The organism is Azospira inquinata, from assembly GCF_018905915.1.
GTDB classification, from domain to species: domain Bacteria; phylum Pseudomonadota; class Gammaproteobacteria; order Burkholderiales; family Rhodocyclaceae; genus Azospira; species Azospira inquinata.
On sequence record NZ_CP064782.1, the window covers coordinates 1,408,670 to 1,423,636 of the forward strand.

General features: G+C 63.2%; 20 protein-coding genes. 12 read left to right on the top strand and 8 right to left on the bottom strand.

Annotated features, from left to right (window positions below):
- Positions 1-5: 5 nt before the first annotated feature.
- The 3 genes from mreD to Azoinq_RS06420 all read right to left on the bottom strand — a co-directional run bounded on the left by mreD (position 6) and on the right by Azoinq_RS06420 (position 2,675).
- A complete protein-coding gene (gene mreD / locus Azoinq_RS06410) occupies positions 6-527 on the bottom strand; it encodes a rod shape-determining protein MreD (protein WP_216130826.1) in 522 nt (173 codons plus the stop codon).
- A 9-nt stretch (positions 528-536) separates the two neighbouring features.
- Entirely contained in the window at positions 537-1,463 is a 927-nt protein-coding gene (gene mreC / locus Azoinq_RS06415) for a rod shape-determining protein MreC (protein ID WP_232368579.1), read from the bottom strand.
- Positions 1,464-1,631: 168 nt separating this feature from the next.
- Positions 1,632-2,675 carry a rod shape-determining protein gene (locus Azoinq_RS06420; RefSeq protein WP_216130820.1) on the bottom strand — a complete coding sequence of 348 codons (1,044 nt, stop codon included), beginning with the start codon at positions 2,673-2,675 and terminating at the stop codon, positions 1,632-1,634.
- A gap of 91 nt (positions 2,676-2,766) precedes the next feature.
- Here Azoinq_RS06420 and gatC point away from each other — a divergent pair, with 91 nt between their 5' ends.
- The 4 genes from gatC to gatB all read left to right on the top strand — a co-directional run bounded on the left by gatC (position 2,767) and on the right by gatB (position 6,755).
- Positions 2,767-3,054, top strand: coding sequence for an Asp-tRNA(Asn)/Glu-tRNA(Gln) amidotransferase subunit GatC (gatC, locus tag Azoinq_RS06425; RefSeq protein WP_216130817.1), 288 nt, complete (start codon positions 2,767-2,769; stop codon positions 3,052-3,054).
- Between the two features lie 149 nt (positions 3,055-3,203).
- On the top strand, positions 3,204-4,697 hold the full coding sequence (gene gatA / locus Azoinq_RS06430; protein ID WP_216130813.1) for an Asp-tRNA(Asn)/Glu-tRNA(Gln) amidotransferase subunit GatA: 1,494 nt from the start codon (positions 3,204-3,206) through the stop codon (positions 4,695-4,697).
- Positions 4,698-4,709: 12 nt separating this feature from the next.
- Positions 4,710-5,264, top strand: a complete 555-nt coding sequence (locus tag Azoinq_RS06435) for a hypothetical protein (protein WP_232368580.1) — start codon at positions 4,710-4,712, stop codon at positions 5,262-5,264.
- A 30-nt stretch (positions 5,265-5,294) separates the two neighbouring features.
- Positions 5,295-6,755 (top strand): Asp-tRNA(Asn)/Glu-tRNA(Gln) amidotransferase subunit GatB, encoded by a 1,461-nt coding sequence (gene gatB / locus Azoinq_RS06440; RefSeq protein WP_216130810.1) that lies wholly within the window; start codon positions 5,295-5,297, stop codon positions 6,753-6,755.
- A gap of 69 nt (positions 6,756-6,824) precedes the next feature.
- Here gatB and Azoinq_RS06445 read toward each other — a convergent pair whose 3' ends face one another.
- The 4 genes from Azoinq_RS06445 to pyrE are packed head-to-tail and all read right to left on the bottom strand — an operon-like array spanning position 6,825 to position 9,155.
- Positions 6,825-7,145: an AzlD domain-containing protein gene (locus Azoinq_RS06445; RefSeq protein ID WP_216130808.1), complete on the bottom strand. Its 321-nt coding sequence runs from the start codon at positions 7,143-7,145 to the stop codon at positions 6,825-6,827.
- Entirely contained in the window at positions 7,138-7,851 is a 714-nt protein-coding gene (locus Azoinq_RS06450; protein ID WP_216130806.1) for an AzlC family ABC transporter permease, read from the bottom strand. The genes Azoinq_RS06445 and Azoinq_RS06450 overlap by 8 nt, the downstream gene beginning before the upstream one ends.
- A gap of 40 nt (positions 7,852-7,891) precedes the next feature.
- On the bottom strand, positions 7,892-8,527 hold the full coding sequence (locus tag Azoinq_RS06455; protein ID WP_216130803.1) for a DUF4124 domain-containing protein: 636 nt from the start codon (positions 8,525-8,527) through the stop codon (positions 7,892-7,894).
- Positions 8,511-9,155, bottom strand: a complete 645-nt coding sequence (pyrE, locus tag Azoinq_RS06460; protein ID WP_216130801.1) for an orotate phosphoribosyltransferase — start codon at positions 9,153-9,155, stop codon at positions 8,511-8,513. Before pyrE ends, Azoinq_RS06455 begins: the two co-directional genes overlap by 17 nt.
- Positions 9,156-9,192: 37 nt before the next feature.
- On the opposite strand from pyrE, the gene Azoinq_RS06465 reads away from it, so the two are divergent.
- The 8 genes from Azoinq_RS06465 to Azoinq_RS06500 all read left to right on the top strand — a co-directional run bounded on the left by Azoinq_RS06465 (position 9,193) and on the right by Azoinq_RS06500 (position 13,625).
- A complete protein-coding gene (locus Azoinq_RS06465) occupies positions 9,193-9,987 on the top strand; it encodes an exodeoxyribonuclease III (protein ID WP_216130799.1) in 795 nt (264 codons plus the stop codon).
- 225 nt (positions 9,988-10,212) lie between these two features.
- A complete protein-coding gene (locus tag Azoinq_RS06470; protein ID WP_216130797.1) occupies positions 10,213-10,623 on the top strand; it encodes a hypothetical protein in 411 nt (136 codons plus the stop codon).
- An 81-nt stretch (positions 10,624-10,704) separates the two neighbouring features.
- Positions 10,705-11,181: a hypothetical protein gene (locus Azoinq_RS06475; RefSeq protein ID WP_216130795.1), complete on the top strand. Its 477-nt coding sequence runs from the start codon at positions 10,705-10,707 to the stop codon at positions 11,179-11,181.
- 84 nt (positions 11,182-11,265) lie between these two features.
- The gene (locus Azoinq_RS06480) at positions 11,266-12,090 is read left to right on the top strand and encodes an abortive infection family protein (RefSeq protein ID WP_216130793.1); all 825 of its coding nucleotides are present in this window, start codon (positions 11,266-11,268) and stop codon (positions 12,088-12,090) included.
- A 149-nt stretch (positions 12,091-12,239) separates the two neighbouring features.
- Positions 12,240-12,572, top strand: coding sequence for a DUF883 family protein (locus Azoinq_RS06485; protein WP_216130791.1), 333 nt, complete (start codon positions 12,240-12,242; stop codon positions 12,570-12,572).
- Positions 12,573-12,580: 8 nt separating this feature from the next.
- On the top strand, positions 12,581-12,973 hold the full coding sequence (locus Azoinq_RS06490) for a phage holin family protein (RefSeq protein WP_216130788.1): 393 nt from the start codon (positions 12,581-12,583) through the stop codon (positions 12,971-12,973).
- Positions 12,970-13,278: a YqjK-like family protein gene (locus Azoinq_RS06495; RefSeq protein WP_216130786.1), complete on the top strand. Its 309-nt coding sequence runs from the start codon at positions 12,970-12,972 to the stop codon at positions 13,276-13,278. Before Azoinq_RS06490 ends, Azoinq_RS06495 begins: the two co-directional genes overlap by 4 nt.
- Positions 13,279-13,283: 5 nt before the next feature.
- The gene (locus Azoinq_RS06500; RefSeq protein WP_216130784.1) at positions 13,284-13,625 is read left to right on the top strand and encodes a hypothetical protein; all 342 of its coding nucleotides are present in this window, start codon (positions 13,284-13,286) and stop codon (positions 13,623-13,625) included.
- A gap of 24 nt (positions 13,626-13,649) precedes the next feature.
- On the opposite strand, the gene Azoinq_RS06505 is transcribed toward Azoinq_RS06500, so the two are convergent.
- Positions 13,650-14,933 (bottom strand): AmpG family muropeptide MFS transporter, encoded by a 1,284-nt coding sequence (locus tag Azoinq_RS06505; protein WP_232368581.1) that lies wholly within the window; start codon positions 14,931-14,933, stop codon positions 13,650-13,652.
- Between the last annotated feature and the right edge of the window lie 34 nt (positions 14,934-14,967).

A 14,967-nucleotide genomic window follows, 5' to 3' on the forward strand; every position in this document is an offset into this window, starting at 1 on the left:
GGAACTCAGATGGGACGGTTTTCGTCCCGCTCCACCGGCTGGTACTGGGGTAGCAGCAGGATATAGGTGGCGGGCACCCACAGGGCGGCCGCCAGGAAGGGGCCCATGAGATAACCCAGGCCGGGGAAGGCAGCGCCAGCCATCATGCGGGCGCCCACCTGAATGAGCTGGACCAGCATGAGCAGAGGGAAAATCTGCAAAGCCTGCTGCCCCAGGGGAAACCAGAGAATGCGCCGGGACAGGCTGGTGGCGCCGTAGGAGAGGAGCACATAGGCCAGGGCATGCTGGCCCATCAGGCTGCCGTCCGCCACATCCATCAACACCCCGAAGAGAAAGGACCAGCCCATGCCCACCCGGCGGAATTCCCGCAAGCTCCAGAAGCACAGGGTCAGGGCCACCCAGTCGGGCATGGCGGGCCACCGGGCCGTGGGCAGCAAATTCAGCAGCAGGGCCACGAACAGGGAAAAGAAAATGAACCAGGGCCGGACCGGCAGCAGGATGCGGGAGGAGGTGAACGAGGATTGCATGGGACCTCCCTATTTGCCCGCCGCTTTGGCCGCTGGCTGGACCTTGGTCCGCACCGGCGCGGGCTGGTTGGCCCGCCGGTTGCCGGCGACCGTGTCCGGCGTGGGGGCGGGGGCGATGTCGTTGTTGCGGGGATTTTCCGGGGGCCGGGGAGGCAGGGCTTCCCGGGGATTGAGGATAAGCACTTCGCCGAAGCTTTCCACCGAACCCACGGGGGCGCAGATGATGCGGGCGAAGGTGTAGGTGGTGTCCCGCTCGATGTAAATCACCTTGGCCACGGGGAAACCGGCGGGGAAAACCCCGTCCAGACCGGAGGTGACAATTAGGTCGCCGTTCTGCACATCCGCATTGGCGGGGAGAAAGCGCAGCTCCAGCTGGCCATTGCCCAGACCGAACACCACGGAGCGAAGTCCGGAGCGTACCACCTGGACCGGCACCGCCTGATCCTTATCCGTGATCAGGGTAACTTCCGAAACCATGGGATAAACTCGGGTCACCTGGCCGATCAGGCCCCGGTGATCCACCACCGGCTGGCCCGCTGCCACCTTGTCCTGCAGGCCCTTGTCCACAATCACCCGACGGGAAAAGGGGTCCCGGGCGGCGTAGAGGATCTGGGCCATCTGGCCGCCGGCGGGCAGGTGTTCCTTGGCCCCCAGCAGGGCCCGCAGATGGGCGTTTTCCGCTTCCAGATGCTGGACCCGTTGCAGGGTGGTGGCCACCGCCAGCTGGGAGTGCTTCAACTGGCCGTTTTCTTTTTGCAGCTCGGTCAGGGTGGTGAAGTAGTCACCCAGCTGATAAGCCGCCTCCCCGGGGGCGTGGGCCACCATGTGTAGGGGCGCGGTGACCATGGACACGCCTTGGCGCACCCATTCCAGGTAGTGGAAACGGTGGTCGAGCACCAGAAGGGACAGGCTCAGCCCCAGGTACAGGGAGAGCATGGCCACGGGCGCCGGGCCCCGTTTGAAGAAAGGTGGTGGTATGTGGTCGATGCCGGCCACGGTGGTCTTTCAGAACGTCAAAGCCGCCCGAAGGCGGCGGAGATAGCGGGAAGGGTAATCAGCGGGCGGGGAAGGGAGCCCCCGGCGGACCGATTACCCAGCCGAAATTTACTCGGAAGCGAAGATACTGCCAAGCTTGTCCATCTTTTCCAGGGCCATGCCAGAGCCCCGCACCACGCAGGTCAGGGGATCTTCGGCCACGATCACGGGCAGGCCGGTTTCTTCCATGAGCAGGCGATCCAGGTCCCGCAGCAGGGCGCCACCACCGGTCAGCACCATGCCCTTTTCCGCGATGTCCGCTCCCAGTTCGGGAGGGGTCTGTTCCAGGGCGCTCTTGACGGCGGAGACGATGGAATTCAGGGGATCGGTCAGGGCTTCCAGAATTTCGTTGGAAGAAATGGTGAAGCTGCGGGGAATACCCTCGGCCAGATTGCGACCCTTCACTTCCATTTCCTTCACTTCGGAACCCGGGAAGGCGGACCCGATTTCCTTTTTGATGTTTTCCGCCGTGGTTTCACCAATCAACATGCCGTAGTTACGGCGGATGTAGTTGATGATGGACTCGTCGAACTTATCACCGCCGACCCGCACGGAACCGGCGTAAACCATGCCGCCCAGGGAGATGACCCCCACTTCCGTGGTACCGCCACCGATATCCACCACCATGGAGCCGGTGGCATCGGCCACGGGCAGACCGGCGCCGATGGCGGCGGCCATGGGTTCCTCAATCAGGTAAACCTGGGAAGCCCCGGCACCGATGGCGGATTCCCGGATGGCCCGACGTTCCACCTGGGTAGAGCCGCAGGGGACGCAGATGATAATACGGGGGGAGGGGGAGAAAAGCTTGGAATCGTGGACCTTCTTGATGAACTGCTTGAGCATCTGCTCAGTCACCGTGAAGTCCGCGATCACCCCGTCCTTCATGGGACGGATGGCGGTGATGGAACCGGGCGTTTTGCCCAGCATCAACTTGGCTTCCTTACCCACCGCCTGGATGGTCTTCTTGGCATTGGGGCCGCCTTCCAGGCGGATTGCCACCACGGAGGGTTCATCGAGAACGATGCCCTGGCCGCGACAGTAAATCAGGGTGTTAGCCGTGCCCAGGTCAATGGCCAGGTCATTGGAGAAATAGCTGCGTAGAAAACCGAACATGGGGGGAAGATTCCGTACAAGGCTGCTGGGGTAAAGGTTTTATGATACCTTATAAAGCTTTCCGGTATAAGACCTTACCGCAGGCAAGCCCATGTCTCTTTCCCTCGACGAAGTCCATCGCATTGCCCATCTGGCCCGCATCGAAATCACCGACGCGGAGGCCAATGCCACCCTGGGCCAGTTGAACGGTATTTTCTCCCTGATCGAGGCCATGCAGGCCGTGGATACCGCCGGTGTGGCCCCCATGGCCCACGCCCAGGACCTGCCCCAACGCCTCCGGGAAGACCGGGTGACCGAATCCGACCAGCGAGCCGCCTTCCAGGCCGTGGCCCCGGAAACGGAAGCCGGGCTTTACCTGGTGCCCAAGGTCATCGAATAGGGCAGGGTCCGGGGCCCTTTTCCTTTGGAACTGCGTCCCTTCCCCCGTTTCCTTTTCCAGCGTCCGATTCCGACCCCCTTCATCCGTCGCGGTCCGGCCGCCGCTCCCCCCGGGAGCTTCCGCCGCCGCCAGCCACCCTCAGAAACGCCATGATCAACGCCAGCCTCAAAGAACTGTCGCAGGCCTTAGCCGACAAGAAAATTTCCAGCGTGGAACTGACCCAGCTCTACCTGGACCGGATCGCCCGTCACAACCCGGCCATTAACGCCTACATCACTGTGAATGGGGAGCGTAGCCTGGCCCAGGCCCGGGCCGCCGACGCCCGGCGGGCCGCCGGAGATGGGGGTCCCCTGACCGGCATCCCCCTGGCCCAGAAGGACATTTTCTGTGCCCAGGGCTGGCGCACCACCTGCGGCTCCCACATGCTGGCCAATTTCGTCAGCCCCTATGACGCCACGGTGATCCAGAAATTTGACGCTGCCGGGGCCGTGAATCTGGGCAAGACCAACATGGACGAATTCGCCATGGGGTCTTCCAACGAAACCTCCTGGTTCGGGCCGGTAAAAAACCCCTGGGATCAGGAACGGGTGCCCGGCGGCTCCTCCGGCGGCTCCGCCGCTGCAGTGGCCGCCCGGCTGGCTCCCGCCGCCACCGGCACGGACACGGGGGGCTCCATTCGCCAGCCCGCCGCCCTGTGCAACCTCACCGGCTTGAAGCCCACCTACGGGGTGGTTTCCCGCTGGGGCATGATCGCCTTCGCCTCCTCCCTGGATCAGGCGGGCCCCATGGCCCGCAGCGCCGAAGATTGCGCCCTGCTGCTGAACACCATGGCGGGCTTTGACCCCAAGGATTCCACCAGCCTGGAACGGACGCCGGAAGATTACGGCCGCCTGCTGGACGCCCCCGCCGGGGCCAAGCCTCTGGCCGGGCTGAAAATCGGCCTGCCCAAGGAATTTTTCGGCGCTGAGGAACAGGCGGGCTGTGACACGGAAGTCATGGCCACCATCCAGGCCGCCATCGCCACCTATCGGGAACTGGGGGCGGAAACCGTAGAAGTCAGCCTGCCCAGCATGAAGCTGGCCGTGCCCGCCTACTACGTGATCGCCCCGGCGGAAGCCAGCTCCAACCTCTCCCGCTTCGACGGGGTGCGCTACGGCTATCGGGCCCCGGAATACGGGGACCTGAACGACATGTACTGCAAGAGCCGGGCCCAGGGCTTCGGCGAGGAAGTGAAGCGGCGCATCCTCATTGGCACCTACGTGCTCTCCCACGGCTATTACGACGCCTATTACCTCCAGGCCCAGCGCATCCGCCGCCTCATCGCCGACGACTTTGCCGCCGCCTACGCCCAGTGCGACGTTATCCTGGGGCCCACCAGCCCCACCCCGGCCTTCAAGCTGGGCGCCAAGTCCGGGGACCCGGTGCAGATGTACCTGTCCGACATTTACACCATTGCGGTGAATCTGGCGGGCCTGCCCGGCATGTCCCTGCCCTGCGGCTTTGTGGGCGGGGCAGACAAGCCCCTGCCCGTGGGGCTCCAGCTCATCGGCAACTATTTTGACGAGGCCCGGCTGCTCAACGTGGCCCACCGTTACCAACAGGCCACGGACTGGCATCAGCGCCAGCCCGCCGGCCTGGAGTAAGGGGAAGGCGCCGTGGCCCGCCCCCTGTGCCCCTCCCCCTTACCGCTCCGCCTCGGGGCGGCGGGACTGCTGGCCGCCCTGATCCTGGCCGGTTGCGCCACGCCTCCCGGCCAGGCGCCGGTGGAAGAAGAAGGGGTGGGCGCTCCCGCCGTAACCCCGTCCGGGGTGCTGATCAACGCCCCCTTGAAACACCTGTCCAAACGCAAACTGGCGCCCATGCCGGTCCGTCCCCTGAATGTGCAAACCCGTTGCGCCTTCCGGGACGATAACGGCTACGGCGGCAGCATCCAGCTGCTGGTGAAGGAAGCCCAGGTGCAGCAATTCAGCGCCAATGTGGATATTCCCAACCAGGGTAGCTGCCATTTCGATCTGAAGGATTTCCGCCAGACCGGCACCCTGCCCCAGATCGCCCTGGCCGCCAACGCCGGGGACTGCGCCGTGCATATGTGGGAGCAGGGCCCCCGGGTCACCGTGGCCTTCGCCAATTGCCGCGCCCAATGCAGCGGCGACGCGGTGGATTACCTGTGGCCCATCCAGGTGGATCCCCGCAAACACGACTGTTTTTAACCTCTTAACGATTTTTCCTGGAAATGCCCCATGAGTGCTAGCAACTGGGAAGTGGTCATCGGTATCGAGACCCACGCGCAACTGGCCACCTGCTCCAAGATTTTCTCCAGCGCCGCCACCGCCTTCGGCGCCGAGCCCAATGTCCAGGCCTGTGCCGTGGACCTGGCCCTGCCCGGGGTGCTCCCGGTACTAAACCGGGCGGCGGTGGAATGCGCCATTAAGCTGGGCCTGGCGGTGGGCGGCCAGGTGGCCCCCCGTTCCGTTTTCGCCCGGAAAAACTACTTCTACCCGGATCTGCCCAAGGGCTACCAGATCAGCCAGTACGAGCTGCCCGTGGTGTCCGGCGGCGGTATCACCCTGCGCCTCGGGGAAGGGGAACAGGCCACGGAAAAGGTGGTGCGCCTGACCCGGGCCCACCTGGAAGAGGATGCGGGCAAATCCATCCATGAAGGCTTCCATAACAAGACCGGCATCGACCTGAACCGGGCCGGTACGCCCCTGCTGGAAATCGTTTCCGAGCCGGACATGCGCTCCTCCGCCGAGGCTGTGGCCTACGCCAAGGCCCTCCACGCCCTGGTCACCTGGATCGGCATCTGCGACGGCAACATGCAGGAAGGCTCCTTCCGCTGTGACGCCAACGTCTCCGTGCGCCGCAAGGGGGACCCGGAATTCGGCACCCGGCGGGAAATCAAGAACCTCAACTCCTTCCGCTTCATGCAGCAGGCCATCGACTACGAAGTCCAGTGGCAGATCGACACCCTGGAAGACGGGGGCCGCATCCAGCAGGCCACCGTGCTCTTCGATCCCAGCACCGGGGAAACCCGGGCCATGCGCACCAAGGAAGACGCCCACGACTACCGCTACTTCCCCGACCCGGACCTGCTGCCCCTGGTGATCGCCCCGGAATGGGTGGAACGGGTTAAGGCAGAACTGCCCGAACTGCCCGGTGCTAAGCGGGATCGGTTCATGGCCGACTATGGCCTCTCCGGCTACGACGCCGCCACCCTCACCGCCGCTCTGGACACCGCCGACTACTTTGAAGCCGTGGTGCGCCTGGCGGGCAAGGCCCAGGCCAAGACCGCTGCCAACTGGGTAATGGGAGAACTAGCCGCCCGCCTGCACAAGGAAGACAAGGCCCTGGGCCAATCCCCGGTAAGCGCGGAACAGCTGGCCGGTCTGGTGGCCCGCATCGGCGACAACACCATTTCCAACAGCATCGCCAAAAAGGTTTTTGAAGCCCTGTGGGCCGGGGAAGGCGCCAGCGCCGACCAGATCATCGAGCAAAAGGGCCTGAAGCAGATCACGGACAGCGGCGCCATCGAAAAGCTGGTGGAAGAAGTGCTGGCCGCCAATCAGAAATCCGTGGAGGAATTCCGGGCCGGCAAGGAAAAAGCCTTCAACGCCCTGGTGGGTCAGGTCATGAAGGCCGCCCGGGGCAAGGCCAATCCCCAGCAGGTTAATGAACTGCTGAAAGCCAAACTGGGCGCTTAAGCCCCCTAGGGCAGCAATCAAAAAAGGGCGGCCTGGAGCCGCCCTTTTTCTTTGTCCGCGCCCGCCCCCCTAGGGCAAGCCACCGGGCCAGGCGGAAAACACCAGCAGGGCAAGGAAACCGCCACCGATGGTGAGCAGGGTATTGCGCCGCCAGGCGGCCAGCCCTACCGCCACCAACCCCGCCGCCGTGCGGGCGCCCAGGTGGAAACGGCCCTGGAGCAAAAACAGGTCGGGAGTCACCAGGGCAACCAGCGCCGCTACAGGCACCAGGGGCAGGAGCGCCACGAACCAGCGGGGCGTCCCCAGGCGGCCCTGGAGGGCGATAAAGGAAAAGCGCAGGAGAAAGGTCGCCGCCCCGGCCCCCAGGAATATCCAGCCCACCCTATCCATGGCGCCCTTCCTGCCCACCAGGGGCAGTCCGCCGGGGTAGAAACAGGGCTCCCGCCCCCAATCCGGCCAGGGCCGCCACAAACAGGCCCAGCTTATAGGGCCAGAGGGCTCCCAGCACCGCCACCGTCCCGGCCACCAGGGCCGCCACGGCCTGGGCCCGACGGCGAATGAGGGGCACGGCAATGGCGATAAAGGTCAGGGTGGCGGCAAAATCCAGGGGTAATTCCGGGGGCAGCTGGCTGCCCAGCACCACCCCGGCCAAAGTCGCCAGCTGCCAGCCGGACCAGAGGCTGAAGCCCGCCCCCAGGAGTATCCAATGGGCCTGCCCCTGTTTATCCCCCTCCAGCAAATGGGGAATGGCCGCCGCGTAGGCTTCGTCGGTGAGCAGGTAGGCCAGCAGGGCTTTCCAGAGGCGATTGCGGCCCGCCAGGACGGGGGCCACGGAGGCGCTATAGAGGAGATGGCGCAGGTTGATCAGGGTCACGGTGGCCAGCATCACCAGGGCCGAGGCCCCGGCCCCCAGGAGCTGGGCCAGAACGAATTGGGCAGAACCGGCAAAAACCACGGAGGACATGGCCACCGCCGCCACGGGGGAAAGGCCGGACCTTAGGGCCACCACCCCGTAAATCAGGCCGAAGGGCACGGTACCCAGGAGCAGGGGCGCTAGGGCGCGGCAGCCGAGGAAGAAGGCAGCACGGGGGGTCATACAAGGGGATGGGGCCTGGGCCCCAGGGGAAAGAGACGCCTCAATGGGGCGCCAGGGCCGGATGGAGCTCGCCGTTATGGCCGCTGATCAGCTCCTGGTAGCGCTTCCGGTCCGCTTCGTAGCGGGCATTGGCGGCGCCTAGCTCCTGCCGTTTCTGGTTCAACTGGTCTTGCAGGCTGCGAATGTCGTAGCCGTTGTCCTTCACCTGTTTGGTCAGGTCCGGCGGCATGGGCTTGTTGCGGTAAAACTCCGCCTCATTCTGCAAATGGGTGCGCCGTTTCAGGGCTTCGTTCAAGCGCCCCTGGAGCTGGCGCTGTTGCAGGGTGATGTCCTGCTGGCTGCGGGTCTGCTGCTCCTGGATATCCTGCACGCTGGCATACATGTTGAGCAGAGCCTGATCCTTGCGCTTCTGCTCCTTGGCCGCCTGATCCTGGGCTTTTTGCTTTTCCAGCTCCGCCGCCCGACGGGCCTGCTGTTCCGGGGTCAGTTGCCCTTCCACCTGGCGGGTCACCACCCCCTGGGGATTGAGTTCCTGGTAGCCCCGTTTCTGGCACAGGGGCGGCACCGTATCTCCGCACACCTTGTGGCCGTGGGCGTCCTGACAGCAGTAGAGCTGCCCCGCCCCGGCAGGCAGGGCGGTGAGCAGCAAGAGCAGGAGGCTAGCGGGCCGCCACACCGTAACGGTCCCGATAGGCGCCGATGGCGGGCCGGAAGGCGGCCAGATCGGGGCGCCCTTCCAGAAAGGCCATCAGATCCTGAAGACTGGCCACGGCAATCACCGGAATGCCGTAATCCCGCTCCACTTCCTGGACAGCGGACAACTCGCCCTTGCCCCGCTCCATGCGGTCCAGGGCGATGACCACCCCGGCGGGGGTGGCGCCCCCGGCGCGAATCAGTTCCACCGATTCCCGCACCGAGGTACCGGCAGAAATCACGTCATCCACAATCAGCACCCGGCCAGAGAGGGGGGCGCCCACGATGGTGCCGCCTTCCCCATGGTCCTTGGCTTCCTTGCGGTTGAAGGCGTAGGGCAGGTTGCGCCCTTGCCCCGCCAGGGCCACCGCCACGGCAGCCACCAGGGGAATGCCCTTGTAGGCCGGGCCAAAGAGCATGTCGCACGGGGGGGCCGCTGCCTCGATGGCTTTCGCGTAAAATTGGGACAGCTTACCCAGGGAAGCGCCGTCGTTAAACAGCCCGGAGTTGAAGAAATAGGGCGAGAGGCGCCCGGCCTTGGTCTTGAATTCGCCGAAACGGAGCACCTCCCGGGCCACGGCGAATTCGATAAATTCCTGACGAAAATCCATAACACTTCCTAACACGCCCTCCGGGCGCAACGCGGCTATGTTACGCATCATCTCCCTCAATCTCAACGGCATCCGCTCCGCCTGGAGCAAGGGCCTACCCCAATGGCTGGCGGCCCAGGAGGCGGACGTGGTCTGTCTCCAGGAACTGAAAGCCCAGGAAAAAGACCTGAGCCCGGACATGTTTGCCCCCGAATCGGGCCGGGGCCCATTCCACGGCCATTTCCACTACGCGGAAAAGAAAGGCTACAGCGGCGTGGGCATCTGGAGCCGCCAGGCGCCGGACCGGGTCACCGTGGGCATCGGCCATCCGGGCTTCGACGCGGAAGGCCGCTACCTCCGGGCCGACTTCGGCCAGCTCTCGGTCATTCCCGTCTACGTGCCCTCCGGTTCCAGCTCCCCGGAACGGCAGGAAGCCAAATTCCAATTCCTGGACGAATTCCTCCCGGTCCTGGCCACCCTCAAGGCGGAAGGCAGGGAAGTGGTGCTGTGCGGCGACTGGAACATCGCCCACCAGGAAATCGACCTGAAAAACTGGAAATCCAACCAGAAAAATTCCGGCTTTCTCCCGGAAGAACGGGCCTGGCTCACCCGGGTCCTGGACGAACAGGGCTGGATGGACGTATACCGCCACCTGCACCCGGACACCACGGGCGAGGCCTACACCTGGTGGTCCAACCGGGGCCAGGCCTGGGCCAAGAACGTGGGCTGGCGTATCGACTACCAGATCGCCACCCCGGGCCTGGGCGCTAAAGCCTTGCAAACCAGCATCTACAAAGAGCAGCGCTTCTCAGACCATGCGCCGCTGACGGTGGATTACGACTGGGAGGGGTAAGGAGGCGGAGGTTGGCTGTCGGCCGGAAGCGGCCATACAATGCCATTGGCACGATTTCAGAGCTTGCAGGGTTTGACGGAATATTTAGGACTAGAGGTAGGCCGGCATAATAATGAAATCCAATTGAAAAACAATTGATTGCATCATTATGTGCCGCCAGGTTATCCATCTCGAATCCGTGAAACCCTGCAAAATTGACGTCTACTTTACGTTAGAGATCTCATCATGATGCAATGGGTCGTTGAAAAGTTTATTGCGCTAATCCCCGCGTTTGAAAAGGCGTCCTCTCTTCGGCGGGACATGCAAGACAATGCCCTTCGCGCAATCTCACATGCTCTGAATGAGACCTTCCTTTACTACCGCGACATTGACAGCGGGAAGCCACGAAATCTAGATGTAGAAGCACAGCTATCTCGTTATTGGGCTGCTGCGGCAATTCCCTTACGCCATTTAGATCGCGAACTTGCTGGAATCTGCGAGTACAAATCCGAGTATTGGGTTAATCCGGAAACGTGGAAGCACGAAGACGTTGAAAGGCTCGGTATCGGGCTTGAGAAGGTCCGTGACCAGTACCGTTCCCTTCTAGCACCAAAGAAGTTTTCACTTGCGGATAAGCGCGGTGGTCGCGATCTCTGACCTTTCGTTCGAGAGGGACCTCGCGCGAAAAGCCGCGCGAGGTCCCTCAACTCCAAGTTATACATTTGGGGCTCGCACGTCATGAAAAGAAACCAAGTACTTGCCGCCCTTGAAGACACGCAATGGGCCTATGCACCAAATGATCAAGCGCATGCTTTGCAAGAGCTTGCCCAGCGCATTGCCAGAACAGGGCGCCTTAACCGGTCTCTCATTTCATATTCAAATCTTGTCGCTGGTGTTCGTTTTCAGTTTTCGAATGTCAACAACGGCGAGCCATTCGAAATAGATACGCACAATTGGCATGGCCTTCATCGCAGAATTATTGGCGATCTATTAGGGTATCTATCGTTCTTGTCGTATCGCGATTACGACTTCATGGCTAGTGCACTCGTCGCAGGCCTAATCGAAAACAGACCAAGCGAAATTTTCTTTGAATGGATGGAGTCGTTGGGGGCACTGCCAAATCTATCAGAAGATGCAATCACTGAGTTTTGGGTTGGCGAAGTCAACAAGGCAGTTAATTGGTATCGGCAAAACCCTCAAGGATTCCATGTATAACACTTCGGTCAACTGGGGTGCCCAAACAGACGGCTTCGCCGCCTGTTTGGGCACCCGTTACCTCCGACGTTAGAGCACTACACCATGCCCGCTCCGCTCACTGATGCCGTAATCATTGCCGTGGCGCGTCTCGTAGACGACGCACAAACGGAGACTCGCGAGCCTAGCCACTCCGATATCGAGTTTCAAATTCAACGGTCCCGGCTCACGGCAGGCGATCCCAAAGCACAAGGTCAGTTGGTGGGAAAGGCCAAGCGAGTGCGAGGCACGCTCAATTGGGCACTGAAGAACAATGCTGCCGCTGGGGAGTCTCTTATTGAAAACATCATTTCCCTAGTTCGTGGCTGCGGTGGCTTCCGGCCTGCCTCGCCCAACTTCGTCGGCTCCGAGGCCATCGAAAATGCAACCGCTGCGTTTCGTACCGAGGGCTTCGTTCTAACAAGCGATGGAGAACTACACGCTGTCGTTCTTGAAAACTTGTCCGGTGCCGCACTTACTGATGCACTTCAGGCCTATGTTCGCCGCGCCAAGCGCGGCGCTGACGACGCAGCTCTACTCACTGGTACGGGCAAAGATCTTCTTGAGGCAACCGCCGCTCACATTCTTGTCGAAAAGTCTGGCTCTTATCCCCGGGGAGCCAACTTCGAAGGTCTCTTAGGCCAAGCTTACGTAGCAATGGGGCTTGTAACTCCTCAGCATCCGGTGCAGCCGGGTGAGGCGCCTCAACGAAGGATCGAAAGGGCCATGTTTGATCTCGCCTGTTCTGTAAATGCCTTGCGAAATAAGGCAGGTACTGGTCACGGTCGTCCTTGGCTTCCAAACGTTACCGATACCGAAGCAAGGGCGGCTATTCAATTCATGGGCACTATTGCGGAGTGGCTGCTGTATGCACTTAGCAAGCGACCGTAGTACTCTAATTCCCCCCAAACCCGCCGCCAGACGGCCCTGGCGCGTTGCTTTTGCGCCCCAGTCCGGCTAACCTTTGGGCTGGAACCATCGCTGCACCATAACCAATACGCATCACCTAGCCTTCGGGCGTTTCTTCAAGAGGATAAATCATGAGCACCCCCGCTTCCGAACTCTCCAATCTGTCCGCCGTCTCCAAGGACAAACTGGTCTCAGACCTGCGCGTCGTCGTTGCCGATGCGGAAGAAATCCTGAAAGCCACCGCCAGCCAAGCCGGTGAAAAGGCCGCCGAACTGCGGGAAAAGATTTCCGCCCGCCTGCGGGACGCCAAGCTGCGTCTGGCCGACGCGGAAGCCGCCCTGGCCGACAAGACCAAGGCCGCTGCCCGGGTGACCGACGACTTCGTCCATGACAATCCCTGGAAGGCTGTTGGCATCGCCGCCGGTGTGGGTCTGCTCCTCGGCGTCATCATCGGTCGCCGCTAACGCGACCCATGCCTGAGCAAAATCCCGGACGGGAAGGGTTCTTCAAGTCCTTGAAGAACCTGCTGGCGACCCTGGTCGCCATGGGCCGCACCCGCCTCGAACTCCTGGCTACGGAGTTCGAGGAGGAAAAGCTGCGTATCGCCAATCTGCTGATCCTGGCCGTGGGCGCCATGGTCTTTCTCGGCATCGGCATCGTACTGCTGGTCGCCCTGCTGGCCGCCGCCTTCTGGGAAAGCCGGATCGTGGTCTTTGCCGTGGCCTCCCTGATTTTCTTCGGCGGTGGCATCGGCCTGGGTCTGGGCTTTTTCCGCCTCTCCCGGCGTCCCTCCAACCTCTTCTCGGCCAGCCTGGACGAATTGCGGCGGGACATCGAAGCCCTCAAGCGGGAACAGCAGCCGTGAATCCCCGGCGCCTGGAACTGGCCACCCGGCGAGGGGAGCTGCGGGCCCGTATCGCCGCCCAGCGGAACGATCTGGCCCGGCTTTCCTGGCCGGTACGCAATACTCTGGATTTGGCTGACCAGGGGGCCAAGGGCCTGCACTGGCTGCAAGACCACCCGGGCACGGTAAGCGCCGCCGTGGCCGCCAGCGTGGTGCTGCGTCCCCGACGCATGTTCCGCTGGCTGCGCCGGGGCTATTTTCTCTGGCGCGGCTACCAGGGCCTGAAACGGCGTCTGGATCTGGCCCTCCACGGGGCCGGCCAATAATTCCCATGGCGCCTGGCCACCCCTCTTCCCACCCGGGCGCCCACTCCGGCAGCGGTCCCCGGCATTGGTGGCAATGGCTGATCGCCGCCCAACGCCGGGAAGCCAAACGGATTCTCACGGAAATGCTGCAAATGCGGGGGCTCATGCCCCTGCTCATGAAGCCCCGCAACGGGGCCAGCTGGACGCCGGAAGAGCGGCGCCAACTGCTCGGCCAACTGCGCCGCCTGTCCCGCCTTTCCCCCTACCTGCTGCTCCTCATCCTGCCCGGTTCAATCCTGATTCTGCCTTTCTACGCCTGGTGGCTAGATCGGCGGCGGCAGCGCCGGGTCACGCCTCTGGAGCCCTAAACGCCCGTCCCCTGGCGTCTTCCCTCACACCTGGGGCGCAGCTTCCTGACGCCAGGGGGCCACTTTCACCAGCAGGGCCATACCCGGCAGGGCCAAAAGGGCGCAGAGCAGGAAAAAGGTGGTCCAGCCCAGGTCATCTACCAGCACCCCGGCAGAGGCATTGATAAAGGTCCGGGGCACCGCCGCTAGGCTGGTAAATAAAGCCAGCTGGGTGGCCGTATAGGCCGGATGGGTGGTGCGGGCGATAAAGGCCACGAAGGCCGCCGTGCCCAGGCCCACCCCCAGGGCTTCCATGCCGATCACCAAAGCCAGAGAGGCCTGCTGGGCCGGGCCGATGTCCGTGTGGGGCCCGAGCCAGGCCAGCCAGGCAAAGCCCAGGATGGACACCACCTGGACCACGCCGAAGAGCCAGAGGGCCCGGTTAATCCCCAGGCGCACCATCCACAGGCCCCCCAGAAGCCCGCCGATCACCGCCGGCCAGAGGCCCGCGTGTTTGGCGATGAGGCCGATCTGGGACTTGGTAAAGCCCATGTCCAGATAGAAGGGGGTGGCCAGGGCGGTGCACAGGCTGTCCCCCAGCTTGTAGAGGAAGATGAAGGACAGGATTAGCAGGGCGCTGCGCCAGCCCTGGCGGCTGATGAATTCGTGGAACGGCTCCACCACCGCCTGACGCAGGGTGCGGGGCGCTCCTTCCCCGGCGGCGGGTTCCTTCACCAGCACTGCCATGACCATGCCCGGCACCATGAACAGGGCGGTGATCCAGAACACCAGGGCCCAGGGCAGGTGATCCGCCAGGATCAGGGAGAGGGAGCCGGGCACCAGGCCCGCCACCCGGTAGGCATTGACGTGCACCGAGTTGCCCAGACCCAGTTCCGCTTCCCCCAGAATTTCCCGGCGGAAGGCGTCCAGGGCGATGTCCTGGGTGGCGGAAAGGAAGGCCAGAAGGGCGGCCAGGGCCATGATGGCCCCCATCTGGGTCTGGGGCGCCAGGCCGCCCAGGGCACCGATCACTCCCAGCAGGCCCAGCTGGGTCACCAGCATCCAGCCCCGGCGACGGCCCAACCAGGGAATGCCGAAGCGGTCCAGGAAGGGGGACCAGAGGAATTTCCAGGTATAGGGAAACTGGACCAGGGCGAAAAAGCCGATGGTCTTTAAATCCACCCCCTCGCTGCGCAGCCAGGCGGGCAGGAGGTTGAGGAGCAGGTAGAGGGGCAGGCCGGAAGTAAAGCCGGTAAAAACGCAGACCAGCATGCGCCGGGTGCACAGGGCCCGCCAGGGAGACGGGGCGGTGGGGGAATCAGGATTCATAGGAAGCAGAAAGGGGCGCCGGGCCCCGGGGCTG